Origin of the sequence: Sphingobium xanthum, from assembly GCF_019737615.1 — a bacterium.
Lineage (GTDB): Bacteria > Pseudomonadota > Alphaproteobacteria > Sphingomonadales > Sphingomonadaceae > Sphingobium > Sphingobium xanthum.
Map to the genome: position 1 here is coordinate 1 of NZ_JAHKKS010000003.1, position 15,742 is coordinate 15,742.

At 66.3% G+C, this 15,742-nt stretch carries 19 protein-coding genes and 2 pseudogenes; 13 read left to right on the forward strand and 8 right to left on the reverse strand.

The features are described from left to right. A pseudogene (locus KM135_RS19690) lies at positions 1-115 on the forward strand (IS5/IS1182 family transposase); the annotation flags it as partial. 12 nt (positions 116-127) lie between these two features. On the opposite strand, the gene KM135_RS05870 reads toward KM135_RS19690, so the two are convergent. From KM135_RS05870 to KM135_RS05905, 8 genes are all read right to left on the reverse strand, one after another. Then, the gene (locus tag KM135_RS05870; RefSeq protein WP_221713072.1) at positions 128-730 is read right to left on the reverse strand and encodes an FMN-binding negative transcriptional regulator; all 603 of its coding nucleotides are present in this window, start codon (positions 728-730) and stop codon (positions 128-130) included. Continuing rightward, positions 730-1,968 (reverse strand): RluA family pseudouridine synthase, encoded by a 1,239-nt coding sequence (locus KM135_RS05875; protein WP_221713073.1) that lies wholly within the window; start codon positions 1,966-1,968, stop codon positions 730-732. Before KM135_RS05875 ends, KM135_RS05870 begins: the two co-directional genes overlap by 1 nt. Beyond that, on the reverse strand, positions 1,965-2,342 hold the full coding sequence (crcB, locus tag KM135_RS05880) for a fluoride efflux transporter CrcB (protein WP_221713074.1): 378 nt from the start codon (positions 2,340-2,342) through the stop codon (positions 1,965-1,967). Before crcB ends, KM135_RS05875 begins: the two co-directional genes overlap by 4 nt. 42 nt (positions 2,343-2,384) lie before the next feature. Further along, a complete protein-coding gene (locus KM135_RS05885) occupies positions 2,385-2,795 on the reverse strand; it encodes an STAS/SEC14 domain-containing protein (protein WP_221713075.1) in 411 nt (136 codons plus the stop codon). A gap of 26 nt (positions 2,796-2,821) precedes the next feature. After that, positions 2,822-3,466: a hypothetical protein gene (locus KM135_RS05890; protein WP_221713076.1), complete on the reverse strand. Its 645-nt coding sequence runs from the start codon at positions 3,464-3,466 to the stop codon at positions 2,822-2,824. Between the two features lie 68 nt (positions 3,467-3,534). Beyond that, complete coding sequence (locus tag KM135_RS05895; protein WP_343228156.1) at positions 3,535-4,218, reverse strand: PEPxxWA-CTERM sorting domain-containing protein; 684 nt, start codon at positions 4,216-4,218, stop codon at positions 3,535-3,537. 178 nt (positions 4,219-4,396) lie between these two features. Next, positions 4,397-5,305: an RNA polymerase sigma factor RpoH gene (rpoH, locus tag KM135_RS05900; protein WP_221713077.1), complete on the reverse strand. Its 909-nt coding sequence runs from the start codon at positions 5,303-5,305 to the stop codon at positions 4,397-4,399. Between the two features lie 64 nt (positions 5,306-5,369). Next, on the reverse strand, positions 5,370-6,323 hold the full coding sequence (locus tag KM135_RS05905) for an RluA family pseudouridine synthase (RefSeq protein WP_221713078.1): 954 nt from the start codon (positions 6,321-6,323) through the stop codon (positions 5,370-5,372). On the opposite strand from KM135_RS05905, the gene KM135_RS05910 reads away from it, so the two are divergent. The 12 genes and pseudogenes from KM135_RS05910 (at position 6,324) to KM135_RS05960 (ending at position 15,736) form a co-directional block, all read left to right on the forward strand. Continuing rightward, positions 6,324-6,791, forward strand: a complete 468-nt coding sequence (locus KM135_RS05910; RefSeq protein ID WP_246605791.1) for a M67 family metallopeptidase — start codon at positions 6,324-6,326, stop codon at positions 6,789-6,791. Between the two features lie 34 nt (positions 6,792-6,825). Beyond that, complete coding sequence (locus KM135_RS05915) at positions 6,826-7,476, forward strand: histidine phosphotransferase family protein (RefSeq protein ID WP_221713079.1); 651 nt, start codon at positions 6,826-6,828, stop codon at positions 7,474-7,476. A gap of 96 nt (positions 7,477-7,572) precedes the next feature. Then, positions 7,573-7,794: pseudogene (locus KM135_RS20200) on the forward strand (Hpt domain-containing protein); the annotation flags it as partial. Positions 7,795-8,031: 237 nt separating this feature from the next. Further along, positions 8,032-10,023: a chemotaxis protein CheA gene (locus tag KM135_RS05920; protein ID WP_425517013.1), complete on the forward strand. Its 1,992-nt coding sequence runs from the start codon at positions 8,032-8,034 to the stop codon at positions 10,021-10,023. Beyond that, on the forward strand, positions 10,020-10,463 hold the full coding sequence (locus KM135_RS05925; protein WP_221713081.1) for a chemotaxis protein CheW: 444 nt from the start codon (positions 10,020-10,022) through the stop codon (positions 10,461-10,463). Before KM135_RS05920 ends, KM135_RS05925 begins: the two co-directional genes overlap by 4 nt. A 69-nt stretch (positions 10,464-10,532) precedes the next feature. Beyond that, positions 10,533-10,898, forward strand: coding sequence for a response regulator (locus tag KM135_RS05930; protein WP_221713082.1), 366 nt, complete (start codon positions 10,533-10,535; stop codon positions 10,896-10,898). Positions 10,899-10,918: 20 nt separating this feature from the next. Further along, positions 10,919-12,010, forward strand: a complete 1,092-nt coding sequence (locus KM135_RS05935; RefSeq protein ID WP_221713083.1) for a chemotaxis protein CheB — start codon at positions 10,919-10,921, stop codon at positions 12,008-12,010. Next, on the forward strand, positions 12,007-12,900 hold the full coding sequence (locus tag KM135_RS05940; RefSeq protein WP_221713084.1) for a CheR family methyltransferase: 894 nt from the start codon (positions 12,007-12,009) through the stop codon (positions 12,898-12,900). Before KM135_RS05935 ends, KM135_RS05940 begins: the two co-directional genes overlap by 4 nt. A gap of 43 nt (positions 12,901-12,943) precedes the next feature. Then, on the forward strand, positions 12,944-13,627 hold the full coding sequence (locus KM135_RS05945; RefSeq protein WP_221713085.1) for an N-acetylmuramoyl-L-alanine amidase: 684 nt from the start codon (positions 12,944-12,946) through the stop codon (positions 13,625-13,627). A gap of 81 nt (positions 13,628-13,708) precedes the next feature. Continuing rightward, the gene (locus KM135_RS05950; RefSeq protein ID WP_221713086.1) at positions 13,709-15,118 is read left to right on the forward strand and encodes an amino acid permease; all 1,410 of its coding nucleotides are present in this window, start codon (positions 13,709-13,711) and stop codon (positions 15,116-15,118) included. A 38-nt stretch (positions 15,119-15,156) separates the two neighbouring features. After that, on the forward strand, positions 15,157-15,447 hold the full coding sequence (locus tag KM135_RS05955) for a type II toxin-antitoxin system RelE/ParE family toxin (RefSeq protein WP_221713087.1): 291 nt from the start codon (positions 15,157-15,159) through the stop codon (positions 15,445-15,447). Beyond that, positions 15,437-15,736 carry a HigA family addiction module antitoxin gene (locus tag KM135_RS05960; RefSeq protein ID WP_221713088.1) on the forward strand — a complete coding sequence of 100 codons (300 nt, stop codon included), beginning with the start codon at positions 15,437-15,439 and terminating at the stop codon, positions 15,734-15,736. The genes KM135_RS05955 and KM135_RS05960 overlap by 11 nt, the downstream gene beginning before the upstream one ends. Positions 15,737-15,742: the final 6 nt, after the last annotated feature.

The window sequence follows — 15,742 nt, forward strand, 5'->3', positions numbered from 1 at the left end:
GCGCATGTTCTGTCGCTTCAAAGACTGGCGACGCATCGCCACCCGCTTCGATCGCAACCTCAAAAACTTCATGGGAGCCATCTGCATCGCCGCTGCCGTCATCTGGTGGCTGTAGTGAGTCCGGACCTTAATCGCCCTCACTGCGCATGAGCGCCGCCAGCACGCCATTGCCGTCCGCGGCGATACCCGCCGCTGCCGCCAGCCTGACCGACTCCGCCTTGTTCTGCCCGAGCTTGCGGGTGCCGCGCACGACATCGACTTCGACCCTGAAGCCGATGATCGCCCTGCACATCTTCTCGAACAGGCCGTCGCTCATCTTCGCGCGGGTCCACGGCTCCTTGGGCAGCAGGCGGCGTTCCTGCTCCCCCGACAGCGCATCCACGATCGCCATGAGGCCGAGATCGTCGGTGACGTGGGCGAGGCCTTCCAGCTCGGCCGAGACATAATTCCAGGTCGGCACCTGATCGTCGATGCCGTACCAGTCCGGGCTGACATAGCCATCCGGCCCCTGCACGAGGAGCAGGCAGCGCGTGCCATCGAGCAGCGGGACCAGCGCATTGGCGCGCGACAGGTGCAGGCCGATCACGGCATCGCCCATCCACACGACCGGAACCTGCGCGATCATCGGCGCCGTCTGCGTGCCGACGATCAACGTGCCGAAGGACTTCTCCGTCACGAACGCGCGGATCGCGGCCGCATCCTGCCACTGGAAGCGCGGATGCGCGTGCATCAGCCGCGCCGGGGCTTGGCCGGGCCGGAACGAGGCTTCGCAGAGCCGGAGCGCGAGCCGGTCGATTTGGCACCGGCGGCAGGCTTGCCGCGCACAGGCTTGGCCTTGCCGCTCGGCTTGGCCGACGCGCCGCGCGAGCGCCGCTCGCCCTTGCGAGCCTTGCGGGCATCCTTGGCGTGTGCCGTCGATGCGCGCTTCTCCGCCTGCTTCTTGTCCGATGCGCTGGGCTTCACGTCGATTTCGAGCGGCAGATCGCCCTCGCTTTCCTCGAAGCCCAGGCTCGCCAGGGTCTCGGCGAAATGGTGCGGCAGGTCCGCGCGCACGTCGAGCGGCGAACCGTCGGGATGATCGATGCGCAGACGGCGCGCGTGCAGGTGCATCTTGCGGCTGATCGAGCCGGAGAGAAACGCATCCTTCCCGCCATATTTGCCATCGCCGACGATCGGGAAACCGATCGCCGCGAGATGGACGCGGAGTTGGTGCGTCCGGCCTGTGTGGGGCTGCAACTCGACCCAGGCGGCGCGATTGCCAGCCCGCTCGATGACGCGATAGCGCGTGCGCGCGGGCATGCCGTCCTTCTCGTCGACATGCATCTTCTCGCCGCCCGAGCCCGGCTGCTTGGCGAGCGGCAGGTCGATCATGCCGTCATTGATGTTCGGCACGCCGACGACGATCGCCCAATAGACTTTCCGCGCGGTGCGTGACGAGAAGCTCCTGGCGAAATGCGCAGCGCTCCGCGCCGTGCGCGCCAGCAGCAGTGCGCCGCTCGTATCCTTGTCGAGCCGGTGGACCAGCCGCGGCCGGTCGTCGCGTTCGAACATCAAGGCATCGAGCAGGCCATCGACATGCTCGTGCGTCTTGGTGCCGCCCTGCGTGGCGAGGCCCGGCGGCTTGTTGATGACGAGCGCCTGCGCATCGCGATGAATGACGAGATTCTCGGCGAACGCCATCTGATCCTCGGTCAGCACCGGGCGCGGGCGCGATGCCTTGCCCGAGCGGCTCTCGTCCGGATCGAGCGGCGGCACGCGCAATTGCTGCCCTTCCTCGATGCGATCGCCCGGCGTCGCGCGCGCGCCGTTGATGCGGAGCTGACCCGTGCGTGCCCAGCGCGAGACGGTGGCGAAGGTCACGTCCGGCATGTGCCGCTTGAACCAGCGGTCGAGCCGGATGCCGTCATCGTCCGCCGCGACGGTGAATTGCCGGACCGCGCCGGGGTCGCCGGATTTGCTCTTGCTCATGCCGTCACCCGCGCGATCGAGAGGCCGATCGCCAGCGCGCCGACCGAAGCGGCGACCGAGACGAAGGCATAGAAGAGGGCGGGCATCCAGTCGCCGCGCTCGATCATCAGCATCGTCTCCAGACTGAAGGCCGAAAAGGTGGTGAAACCGCCGAGGATGCCAACGGCGATGAACAGCCGGATCGGCTCACCGCCCGCCGCCCGCGCGGCGAGCCAGCCCGCCAGCAGCCCCATGGCAAGGCCGCCCAGCACATTGGCGCCGAACGTGCCCCACGGCCAGCCAGGGCCGAGCGCGCGCAGGCTGGCTTGGCTCAGCAGATAGCGCAAAGCCGCGCCGATCGCGCCGCCGGCCATGACGAGGAGAATATTGGACATGAACCGCCCCTAGACCATCGGGGCGGGAATGAGAACCGTCCGCTACGCGCGGCGTGCCACGGGCTGAGCGGACGTGCTCGCGGCCTTGTCGGCAAGCACCCAGGCTTGCGCCGGTTCGACCTGCAGGAAGGTCGCGAGATCGGGCACCTGCGCGCTATGCTTGATCTGGAGGGCGAGCAGCGCTGTCGCGCAGACCACCGCGACCCGATCGACATCGCGATAGATGCGCGCGGTCCATTGCTTCATCACCTCTGCCGTCTGCGCCGTCTGCACTGCCGCCTCGCGCAGATCCACGAGGACGCGCGCGCCGCCGCGCTGCCGGCGCATGCATTGCAAGGCCTTGTCGAGAGTGTTGAAATGCGTGGCCGTGCGCTCCGCCGACCACATGCCCCGGCCGGTGACGCGCACGAGCGCCGCGCGCTCATCGACGGTGAAGGAAAGATCGCCGTTCATCAGGCTTTGCCGTGCCGCCCCGGCGCTCAATTGGCGTTGGCGACGATATCGACTTCGGTCAGCGCCCCCGCGCGCCGCGCGAACACGACATAGGCGCCATCCTTGTTCGTGCCGCCGAGCTGATGCTCGCCGCCGCTCACCAGATGCTCGGCATCATAGCCGGCGCGCTTGGCCTGCGTGAAATAATAGTCGAGCACCGGATCGATCCCGGCGCTCGTCGTGAAGCTGATGATGCGCAGCGTGCAGCGCTCCTTGTCGATGCCCGCTGCCTCGACCAGCTTTCCGCCCGGATAGACGCGGAAAGCTTGCGGCATGCGATCGGCCCATTCCGGCCCGGTCTTGACGTCCTTCGCACAATCACCCTGCGGCGCGGCGCCGTTCGCGCCTTGGCCGGAGGCCTGCTGACGCACCAGATCACCCACCGAACGGCCCTGCGGCGCGACGGCTTTGGTCTCGACGGCGGCCGGCGCCTTCTCGATGCGACCGCCCGCCGCTGCCATCGCGATCGCGGCATTGGCGTCCTCGGCTTCATTGGCGGCAGCGACATTGTCCGCGCCGTTGGTCAGGCGCGCGTCGAGATCGGCGAGATTGTCGTCCGCGCTCTGCCCCTGGCACGCCGCAAGCAAGGCAAGGCTGCCGGCGAGACACAGCGAACGGATCGAGACGGTCATGACAAAGGCTCCGCGAGTGGAATCGCAGAGCCTATGCCGGAAAAGCCTTAACAGACCGCTAGGAGCGCTCAGGCGAAGGCGATGCGCGTCTTGCGGCGGCGCATTGCCGTGCCGACCATCGCGAAGCCCGCGATCATCAGGCCCCATGTCGCCGGCTCCGGCACGGCATCGGGAATGACGGCCGAAAGCTGCATGCGATAAAGCTGATTGTCGTCGGCATTGGGCGAACCCAACGGATCGATGAGCTCGAACGCCCAGTCATTGCCGGCGAGGCTGATGCCATTGCTGAACAGGACGCCGATGCCGATCGTATCTCTGTTAAGGAACGAACGGATGTCGATCACCGCCGAACCGCAGCCGCCTGCTTCGGGATCGAGCGCGACGCGGAAGAAGTCGCCGCTGTCGAAGCTGGTAAGGCCATAAGCGATCGAGGCCGTGCAGCCATTATTGCCGTCGGTCGTGCGTTCCTCGCCGATCAGGATCGTGCGCGTGCCGCCGGCGGGATCGATGAGATCATAAGGTGAGCCGGCCGGCGCATCCCAGGCATAGTCCCAGGGCGGACCGCCGTTCACCGAAACCTCCGCGATGTCGAGGCCGGCATCGGACAGATTGGTGAAAGTGAAAATCGGCGCCGAGAACATGTTGCCCGCGCCGCTGGTGACGGTGACGTCGAGCTTCACGGTCGCGGCCGAGGCCGGAAGGGTTAACAGAGCGGCCGAACCGGCCAGCAGCACAGCAAGATAACGAGCCACGGAAACCTCCCACAAAATCGGGGATTTCCTAGGGTATCGTGATCGCCAGCGTCCAATGACAAAGGCTGTTAGGATCGTGAATGTCGTCCCGCAGCAGTACGAACGGATGCGTGCCGCAAGACCGGCCGCGAGGAGAAGTCCTCCCGCGCGCCCCGGCCTGGGCAAGATAGTTGGTACTTTAGCCAGCCACCGGCACCAGACGCTTCTCGCCAGCAATGCGCATCATCGCGCGCTGAAGCTTTTCGAAGGCGCGCACCTCGATCTGGCGGACGCGCTCGCGCGACACGCCATAGACTTGGCTCAGTTCCTCGAGCGTCTTGGGCTCCTCGGCGAGGCGACGCTCCTGCAGGATGTGCTTCTCGCGATCATTGAGGTCGTCCATGGCGTCGAGCAGCATCTCGTGCCGCACGTCGCTTTCCTGCGCCTCGGCCAGCACCTGGTCCTGCAGCGGGCCGTCGTCGGCCAGCCAGTCCTGCCACTGACCTTCGCCATCCTCGTTGACCGAGACGTTGAGCGACGTGTCGCCGCCCATCGCCATGCGACGGTTCATCGAGACGACGTCCTCCTCGGACACGCCGAGATCGGTCGCGATCTTGGCGACGTCATCGGGATGCAGATCGCCGTCCTCGAAGGCCTCGATCTGGTTCTTCATGCGGCGCAGGTTGAAGAACAGCTTCTTCTGCGCGGCAGTCGTACCGATCTTCACGAGGCTCCACGAGCGCAGGATGAATTCCTGGATCGAGGCGCGAATCCACCACATCGCATAGGTGGCGAGGCGGAAGCCGCGATCCGGCTCGAACTTCTTCACGCCCTGCATGAGGCCGATATTGCCTTCGCTGATCAGCTCGGCGACGGGCAGGCCATAGCCGCGATAGCCCATAGCGATCTTCGCCACGAGTCGCAGATGGCTGGTGACGAGCTTCGCCGCCGCCTCGGGATCGCCATGCTCCTGATAGCGCTTGGCGAGCATATACTCTTCCTCGGGCTTCAGGATCGGAAACTTGCGGATTTCCGACAAATAGCGGTTCAGGCTGGCATCGCTGCCAAGCGCAGGAATAGTTGCAGGGACATTGCTGCCATTGCTCACGGACGTGACCTTTCAAAGGACGCGATGGTTAAGGGGGGACGAGAGAAGACCATCGCGTCGTCTCTTATACGCAAAGATGGCTGAACAGTTGCTGCATGTCATCAGCAATCGGGCTTTCAAAGCTGAGAGTCTTGCTTGTGACGGGGTGCAAAAATCCCAGTTTTGCGGCGTGCAGCGCCTGTCGTTTGAATCCCATTTGCGCAAGCAGCGCCTTGTGCGGGCCGCCGCGGGCGTAAACGGGGTCACCGACAAGCGCATGACCGATATGCGCCATGTGGACACGCACCTGATGCGTGCGCCCGGTCTCAAGCCTGCACTCGACGAGCGCGGCGCGGTCCAGACGCTCGAGCGTGCGGTAATGCGTCACCGCATGCTTGCCCTTGCCTTCGCGCCGCACCGCCATCTTCTTGCGGTCCGCGTCGGAGCGCCCGATCCAGGTGTCGACCGTGCCGGACGACGGCTTGGGGCGGCCATTGACGATGGCGAGATAACGCCGCTCGATGCTGTGATCCTTGAACTGCCTCGCGAGGCCTTCATGCGCCGCATCGCTCTTGGCGACCACGAGCAGCCCCGACGTATCCTTGTCGATGCGATGCACGATGCCCGGCCGTGCCACGCCGCCGATGCCGGAAAGCTGCCCCGCGCAATGATACAGCAGTGCATTGACCAGCGTCCCGTCGGGATTGCCCGCCGCAGGATGCACGACCATGCCGGCCGGCTTGTCGATCACGATCAGATGCTCGTCCTCATAGGGAATGACGAGATCGATCTGCTGCGCCACTGCCTCGGCAGGCGCCGCTTCGGGAATTTCGAGCGCGAAGGCCGTGTCGGCCTTCACTTTGAATGCAGGGTCGCTGACGGGTTTACCGCCCGGTCCGAGCACATGGCCGGACAGGATCAGCGCCTTGACGCGCTCGCGCGATAGATCAGGCAAAAGCGTGGCAAGCGCCCGATCGAGCCGTGCCCCGGCAAGCGCTGGCGTGATTTCCGCCGAAAGACTAACAACCCCCGCAGTCACATGGCGAATGTGGGAAATATGCTCTCCATTTCAACTGCCCTGCTGGACGCAATCCGCGACGAGGCGCATGCGGCGGGTGCATCCGAATGTTGCGGGCTGCTGCTGGGCGATCCGGCGAGCGACGCGGTGATCGCGGTTCTTCCGGCCGCCAATGTGGCGCCCGAGCCAGAGCATCGCTTCGAGATCGATCCTTCCGTGCTGCTGCGCGCCCATCGCGCTGCACGCGCAGGCGGCCCGGCGATCATCGGCCATTATCACAGCCATCCCGGCGGCGAAGCCGTACCGTCCACAATCGACGCCGCCATGGCCGAGGGCCGGGGCGAAATCTGGCTCATCGTCGGCGCCGACGGTACGATCCGCGCCTGGCGCGCCGGGGCGTCAGGCCAACTGCATGGACGCTTCGACCCGCTCGAAATGACCGCCTCACCGCATCCTGCGCTTGCGCCCGGCAGCCCGGAGCGGCATTAGGACGCGGCACCGCCCCTTGAGAGGATGCCCCGTTTTGGCACAATCCACCGCGCCCGACCCGATCGATTTCGCCAGCCTGCTTTGCTCCCGTCTGTGCCACGACCTGCTGAGCCCGGTCGGCGCGCTCAATAACGGCATCGAGCTGCTGGCCGACGAGACCGACCCGCAGATGCGCGAGCAGTGCATGGGCCTGCTCGGCGACAGCGCGCGCACCACGGCGGGCAAGCTCAAATTCTTCCGCCTCGCCTTCGGCGCGGCCGGCGGATACGGCGAGGCGATCCCGGTCCACGAGATCCGCGGCGCGGTCGAGGGCATGTTCCCGCCCGGCGGCAAGCTGGAGCTGGCCTGGATGGTCTCGGGCGACGGCCTGCCGAAGCCCGCCGCCAAGCTGCTGCTCAATCTGGTGCTGATGACCGGCGAGGCGCTGCCGCGCGGCGGCACGCTGACGATCGGCGCCGAGGACAATGGCGGCGCGATCGAAATCGTCGTGCGCGGCGAGGGTGCCAAGCTGACCTTCGATCCCAATATCCGCGAGGCGCTCGGCGTCAGCGATGAGGACGTGACCACGCGCACCGCAGCGGCCTACCTAATCCGTACCCTTGCCGAACAGAATGGCGGCCAGCTGATGATCTCGGCACCGGAAGACCCTTTCCTCATGTTCGGCGCGAGGCTGCCGACCTCATAAATCCTCTCCTGATTTCCCTTCCCCAAAAGGCCCACTTAACTCGGCCTTAAGCACTCCGGGGCCATGTAAGCCGGACCTTTCACCTGGCTGGGGCGCATGGACGAGATCCTCGCAGAATTCATTGCCGAGACGCTGGAAACGCTGGACGTGCTGTCCGGCGAAGTGGTGGCGTGGGAAGCCGATCCCACGGACAAATCGCGCCTCGACGCCTTTTTCCGCTTCTTCCATACGGTCAAGGGAAGCTGCGGTTTCCTCAATCTGCCCCGTTTCGAGCGTCTGGCCCATTGCGCCGAAGAAGTGCTTGCGGCCGTGCGCCGTGGCGAACGCCACGCCGATCCGGCGACCGTATCGGCCGTGCTCGCCGTCATGGACCGCATCGGAGCGCTTGCTCGCGGCATCGGTGAGGAAGAGCAGATCGACGAATCGGACGACGACGCGCTGCTCGACGCGCTCTCGACAGGCACCGGTGAGGCCGCGCCCTCCCGACCCGCGCCGGTAAGGGCGCAGGCGCCGGTCCCGCCGGAAGCGCCCGCGGCGCAGGATGAGATCAACCAGGTGGAAACGCCGGCGGCCGAGGCGCCTGCCCGCCGCGTTGGCGACGGCACCCGCGATCGCGCCCCGCGCACGATCCGTTTGCCGCTCGCGCTCATCGATCAACTCATGAACGGCATTTCGGACATGGTGCTGGCCCGCAACGATCTGGCCCGCAAGATGCGCGATCATGGCGCCGACACCGAGCTGGAAAGCAGCTTCGAGCGCCTGTCCGCCAATGTCGCCGATCTGCGCGACATGATCAGCAAGACGCGCATGCAGCGCGTCGATCGTCTCTATGCCGCCATTCCGCGCATGGTCCGCGATCTCACGCGCGACCTCGGCAAGAAGGCCACGCTCGAGCTCGACGGCGGCGATGTCGAGATGGATCGCGAGATGATCGAAATGGTCGTCGATCCGCTGACCCACATCGTCCGCAACGCGCTCGATCATGGCATCGAGATCCCGGCCGACCGCATCGCGGCCGGCAAACCCGAATCGGGCACGCTGCGCATCGTCGCGCGTCAGTCCGGCAATCAGATCGTCATCGAGGTCAGCGACGACGGACGCGGCATTAATCGCGCCGCGCTGGTCGAGAAGGCGATTACGGCGGGCCTGTTCACGCCAGTCGATGCTGCGACCTTGTCCGATGCGGAGAAGCTCAACCTTATTTTCCACGCCGGCCTGTCCACCGCGGCGAAGGTCACCTCGGTGTCCGGGCGCGGTGTCGGCATGGATGTGGTGCGCGCCAATATCGAGCAGATCGGCGGGGTCATCGGCATCACCAGCGCATCGGGGATCGGCACGACGATCACGATGCGCGTGCCGCTGACGCTGACGATCATCCCCGGCCTCATCGTGCGCTGCGGCGATCATTTCTTCGCCATGCCGCGCGGCAATGTCGTCGAGCTGCTCCACCAAAACAGCTCCATGGTCTCGATCGAGAATATCGGCGGCGCGCGCATCGCGACGATCCGCGGCGAGCGCCATTCGCTCATCGAGCTGGAAGATGTGCTCAAGATGCCGCGCGCGACCGAAACCTCCGGTCCGCGCACCCTCATGGTGATCCGCTCGTCGGTCGGCCAGCCCTATGTGCTGGGCGTCCAGGCGGTCGAGAGCAACGAGGAGCTCGTTATTCGCCCGGCCACCCCGGCGATCACCACGGTCGGCGTTTTCGCCGGCATGACCCTGCCCGACAATGGCCAGCCGATGCTGCTGCTCGATGCGGCGGGCATCGCCCAGAAGGCCGAGCTGCCGCTGCGCGAGCCCGAAATCCGCACGCGCGCCGCCGCCGTCGAGGCCGAGACCAGCGCCGCCCTCATCCAGGCGCTCATCTATCGCGAGCGCGACGGACGCGAGCGCTTGCTGCCGCTGAGCGTCGTGGACCGCGTCGAGGATCTCGAAGCGAGCCAGATCACCATGTCCGACGGCCTTGCCTTCGCGCGCATCGACGATCGCCTGCTGCCCGCGCTCAACACCGATGGCCGCGAGTCCAGCCCGCCCAAGTCGCTGCGCCTGCATGCCGGCAATGAGCAGATCTGCTATCTCATCGACGATGTCGTGGACATCATCGAAGTCCCCGCCAAGGTCGATGTCGCCCTGCCTTCGGGACGCGTCGCTGGCCTGGTGATGGTCGGCGACACGCAGCTCGAAATGGTCGATCCCTTCGCGCTGTTCGCCGAGGCGGCCGAGCGCCGCGCCACGAACAACAGCCGCATCGGGCGCCCGATCCAGTGCCTCATTCCGGACGCCGAGGATCCGTGGATGCGGCAGATCCTCGCGCCGCTGCTCGTCCGCGCCGGTCATGACGTGACGTTCGATGCGTCGGGCGAGGTCAAGCCGGACATCATCCTGTGCAGCAGCGAGCAGCCCGTGCCGGCAACGGCCGGCGACGTGCCGGTGCTGATGCTGCGCGAGGTCGCCGATCCCGCCGCCGGGACGCCGGACTCTATCTACCGCTACGATCGCGACACCATCATGGCAGCCGTGGCGCAGGCCGCGCGGAGGACCGCATGACCGACGCACTCTTCCTGTTCGCGGCGATCGCCGACGCGCCGATCGCCATCCGCGCGTCCGAGATCGAGGCGGTCGTCCGCCTCGGCGATATCGTGACCGTTCCTTTGGTGCCGCCGCATGTTCGCGGACTCGCCGCACTGCGCAGCCGCGTGCTCACCGTGATCGACATGGAAGCGCGCATCTTCGGTGCGGGCAACCGCGCCGGCCAGGCCAAGCTCGCCGTCGTCGCCGACCTCGCGGCGCACAGCTACGGCTTCCTGGTGGATTCGGTGAGCGACATCACGCAGGCGCCGAGCGGCATCCAGCCGATCCGCGGCCGGATCGATCCCGCCTGGGCGGCCTATGCCTCGGGCCTCGTCGAGCGTGACGGGCGCAGCCATCTCCTGCTCAGCCTGGCTGACTTCGTGGCACCTCCGGGTAGCGGCGCGCTTGCCGCCTGAGCATTTACCGAAAGCTTACGTCCTCAAGCTACACTCGGTCCTCCAGAGTGTTTCAAGGGTTGCTGAACCATGCCGAACTGTCTCGTCGTCGATGACTCCAAGGTGATCCGCAAGGTCGCCCGTCACATTCTGGAATCGCTCAACCTGCAGGTCCAGGAAGCGGGCGACGGACGCGAAGCGCTGGAGATGTGCGACGCCAACCTGCCCGATGTCGTGCTGCTCGACTGGAACATGCCGATCATGAGCGGGCTCGATTTCCTCAAGGAGCTGTCGCGGCGCAATCTGCCGCAGCCTCCCAAGGTCATTTTCTGCACCACCGAAAACGGCGTCGATCATATTCGCGCCGCCGTGGATGCGGGTGCGGACGAATATGTGATGAAGCCGTTCGACCGCGACACGCTCGAGAGCAAGCTGCAGATCGTCGGCGTTCTCTAAACGACGCAGAGTTTCCGCGCATGCGCCCCGCAATCGCCGATCCACATATAGGTCAGGCGGCCGGCCAACGGCCGATCGGCGCCCTCATCGTCGATGATTCGGTCGTCGTGCGCCGGATCATGTCCAAGGTGCTTTCCGCTGACCAACGCTTCTTCGTCGCCGGTGCGGTCGCCAGCGGCGATCAGGCCATCGAGTTCGTGCGCACCCGTCCGGTCGATCTGGTCCTGCTCGACATGCAGATGCCGGGCCTCGACGGACTGCAGGTGCTGCCGCGACTCCTCGACTCCGAGCGCAAGATCCAGGTCGTGCTCCTCTCTGGCAATTGCCGCGAGGGCAGCGAACTGGCGCTGCAGGCATTGGCGCTGGGCGCGAGCGACGTGGTCGCCAAACCGAGCGCGGGCCATTTCAGCGATCAGTTCGTCGAGCATCTGCTCGATCGCCTCGTTCACCTCGTTCCGGCATCCGAGCGCAGCCGCACGCCCGAGCGGGTCGATGAGGCCGCGGCGCGTCTTCGTGCGGTCGGCAATCTCGTCCGCGCCGTCGGCATCGGCGCATCCACCGGCGGCATTGGCGCCATCCTGTCGGTGATCGGCGGGCTGGACGGCCTGGCCGCCTTCCCGATCTTCATTACCCAGCATCTCCCTGCCAATTTCCAGCCTTTGTTCGCCGATCAGCTCCGTCGGGCCACGCGCGCGCCGGTCGTGATCGCGGAGGACGGCATGCCGGTGCGCAGCGGGACGGTCCACGTCGCGCCGGGCCATGCCCATCTCTCCCTCGTCAAGGACGCGCGGGGACAAGTCATGGTCAAGCTTACCAACGAGCGCTGCCTGCACGGCAGCTTCCCGGCGGTCGATCCGATGTTCACGGGCCTCGCGCGCGTCTACGGGGCAGGCGCCTGCGGCGTCATTCTCTCCGGCATGGGCCGCGACGGCCTGGCGGGAGCACAGGCCATTGCCGAATCCGGCGGCTGGATGATCGCGCAGGACCATGAAACCAGCGCGGTCTGGGGCATGCCCGGTTCCGTGGCCAAGGCCGGCCTTGCCAGCGCCATTCTCGCGCCCGACGCGATCGCGCCGCTGATCATCGAGCAGTGGAAGACCCTCGCGTCATGATGATGAGCGGTCCTTCGTGCGCCGTCGAGCGCCTCGGCGCGTTGCTGACCCGCTATACCGGCCAGATACTCTCGGAGAGCCGGCTCTGGCGCATCGAGACCTCGCTGCGCCCCCTGCTGCGCGAGCGCAGCTTCGCCTCGCTCGACGACCTGCTCGTCGCGCTCGATCGCGACACGAGCGCCGAACTGCTGGCCCTCACGCTCGACGCCATGCTCAATCACGAGAGCAGCTTCTTCCGCGACATCGGCGTGTTCAGGGCGGTCGAGGAAAAGGTGCTCCCGCGCCTTCACGAGGCGGCGCGGGACAAGAAGGTGCTGCGCATCTGGTGCGCGGGCAGCTCGACCGGGCAGGAAGCCTATTCGATCGCGATGATGATCAAGCGCATGGGCGAGATGTGGGATGGCTGGCGCATCAGCATCCAGGCGACCGACGTCTCGGCGGTCGCCATCGAGAAAGCGAAGCGCGGCCGTTACCCGCAGATGGACATGCAGCGCGGGCTCCCGATCAACGATCTGCTGCGCTGGTTCACGCCCGTCGGCGAAGACTGGCAGGTGGCCGACGAAATCCGCGAGATGATCCATTTCCAGGCCGACAATCTGCTCGATCCGCGCCGCGTCTCCGGCACATTCGACCTGATCCTGTGCCGAAACGTCCTCTTCTATTTTCCCGAGGACAAGCGCGGCATCGCCTGCGATCAGCTCGCGAAACATGCGCGGCCCGGCACTTATCTGGTGATCGGCGCGGGCGAGATGCTGACCGGTGGGAACAGCGCCTTCACGAACTGCCGCGAACTCAGCTGCATCTATGTCGCCGACAGGCCGGTCAATCTCAACGGGCCGTGCGCCCTCCGGGCAGCTAATCCGCTTCCGCCACGCTCGCCGATAGGTTAGGGAACCAGCTCCGGGTCGAGCAAACACTGGCACAAGGTTCCGCATGATCGAGACGCCGTCGCCCAATTTCGATGAGCGCACTCTGCCGACATCCATTCTCGTGCTGCACTATACCGGCATGCCCGACGCGCCGAGCGCGATCCAGTGGCTGGCCAATCCGGAAAGCAAGGTCTCCGCGCATTATGTCGTGACCGAGGATGGGCAGATCGTCCGCATGGTCGATGAGAGCAAGCGCGCCTGGCATGCCGGCCGCTCATACTGGCGCGGCACGACCGACATCAATTCGGCCAGCGTCGGCATCGAGATCGTCAATCCCGGCCATGAATGGGGCTATCGCCCCTTCCCGGACGCGCAGATCGATGCCCTCATCCCGCTCGTCCACGAAATCATGCAGCGCCACCGGATCACGCGCGGCAATGTCGTGGGCCACAGCGACATTGCCCCGTCGCGCAAACAGGATCCGGGCGAACTCTTCCCCTGGCACAAGCTCGCGCGGCTGCGCCTTGCCTTGCCCCGCCCGACCAGGAACCTCATGGACCCGCACTGGACCGACAGCGGCTTCATGCTGGCGCTCGAGCGCTTCGGCTATGACATCAGCGAGCCGCAGGCGGCCGTGACCGCCTTCCAGCGCCGCTTCCGCCCCGAGCTGATCGACGGCGTGATCGACGGCGAGTGCCGCGCGATCCTGCTCGCGCTGCTGCTGCCGAGACCGCGCGGGGACGACTGAGGGCCACTGTCCCCGTTCCGACTATGCGCGGCCCCGCTGAGGCACTAACACACGCTCTTCAGCGCAGCGGAGGGAACGGCGATGAGCATCTGGGGACCGCGCAAGGCGATCGAGGCGTCGCACGAGCATCACCCGCACAAGCTGCACCGCACTCTGGGCTGGCCGCATCTCGTCGCCCTCGGCGTCGGCGCGATCGTCGGCACGGGCATCCTGACCCTGACCGGTGTCGGCGCCGCGCTCGCCGGGCCGGGCGTCATTCTTTCCTTCCTGATCGCGGGCCTCGTCTGCGCCGCCGCGGCGTTGGCTTATGCCGAGCTTGCCACGATGATCCCGCAATCGGGCAGCGCCTATACCTACAGCTACGTCGCCATCGGCGAGACCATCGCCTGGATCGTCGGCTGGAGCCTGATCCTCGAATATAGCGTGGTCTGCTCGACCGTCGCGGTCGGCTGGTCGGGCTATTTCGCGGGCTTCATGGAAGCCAATGGCATGGCCCTGCCGCGCGCGCTCACGGCCGGGCCGCATGCCGGCGGCATCGTCAATCTGCCGGCCGTCGGCATCATCGCCGCCGTCGCCGGGCTGCTGCTCGTGGGGACGCGGGAATCGGCGGTGCTCAACACCATCCTCGTCGCGCTCAAGATCGCCGCGCTCGCCATGTTCGTGGCCATCGCCCTCCCCGCTTTCGATCAGGACAATTTCCAGCCCTTCATGCCGCACGGTTTCTTCAGCCATGTCGACGAGGACGGCACCAAGCGCGGCGTGCTCGCCGCCGCCTCGATCATCTTCTTCGCCTTCTACGGCTTCGACGCCGTCTCCACCGCGGCCGAGGAAGCACGCAATCCGGAGAAGGACATGACCATCGGCATCGTCGGCTCGATGCTCGCCTGCGTCGTCATCTATATGGCGGTGGCGGCAAGCGCGATCGGCGCGGTCCCGGTCGCGCAGTTCGCCAATTCCGCCGAGCCGCTCGCCCTCGTCCTGCGCGCGCTCGGCAGCGACATGGCGGCGAAGGTCTTCGGCGCCGTCGCCGTGATCGCGCTGCCCACCGTCATCCTCGCTTTCCTTTATGGCCAGACCCGCATCTTCTTCGTCATGGCGCGCGACCGGCTGCTGCCCGAGCGGCTCGGCCGGGTTAACCCGAAGAGCGGCGTGCCCACCGCCGTGACCATCGGCACCGCCATCGTCGTCTCCGCGCTCGCCGCTTTCCTGCCGCTCGCCGAGATCGCCGCCCTCGCCAATGCCGGCACGCTCTGCGCCTTCGTCGCGGTCGGCATCTCCATGCTGGTGCTGCGCCGGCGCGAGCCCGGCCGCCCCCGCCCCTTCCGCACGCCGCTCGCACCTTTGGTGGGCCTCATCTGCATCGTCGGCTGCATCGGCCTGTTCATCACGCTCCCGGCCGAGACGCAGGTGCGGTTCCTCATCTGGAACGTGATTGGCCTGCTCTGCTTCTTCGGCTTCCGCCGGCTACGGCGCTCGTCGCCCGTCGCGTGACACTTGACATTTCGGCAGTGTCGCGTAACGCTTGACATGTGGAGATCGACAGCATCTCTCATAAAGGTCTGCGGACCTTCTTCACGACCGGGAACGCGCGCGGTCTGGTCGGCGACCGCGAGCGCATCCGCAGGATACTCGCTTTCGTTGACGCCGCCGCCACGCTGGACGAGCTTTGCATTCCGCCAAATTACGGCCTGCACGCGCTGACGGGCGATCGCGCCGGAACCTGGTCGATGTCGGTCACGAAGAACTGGCGCCTGACGTTCAGGCTGAATGAGCATGGTGCGCTCGTCGATATGGATTTGGAGGATTATCATGGCGCTTAAGATGCATCCCAGCCTTGCGGTGCATGCCGGCGCTTGGCTCATGACCGAGTTGGTCGAGCCGAGCGGGATGACCGTCAAGCAACTGGCCGGACATTTCGGTGTGACGCGGCAGGCGCTCAGCACGCTGCTCAACGGGCGTGCAGGACTATCGGCCGAAATGGCGATCAGGTTCGAGAAGGCCTTCGGTATTTCTGCCGATACCCTGCTTCGGATGCAGGCCGCGCACGATCTGGCTCAGGCGCGGCTGGGCGAGGACAAGCTGCATATAGGCAGGCTGGTTGTCGCCTGAGCGGAA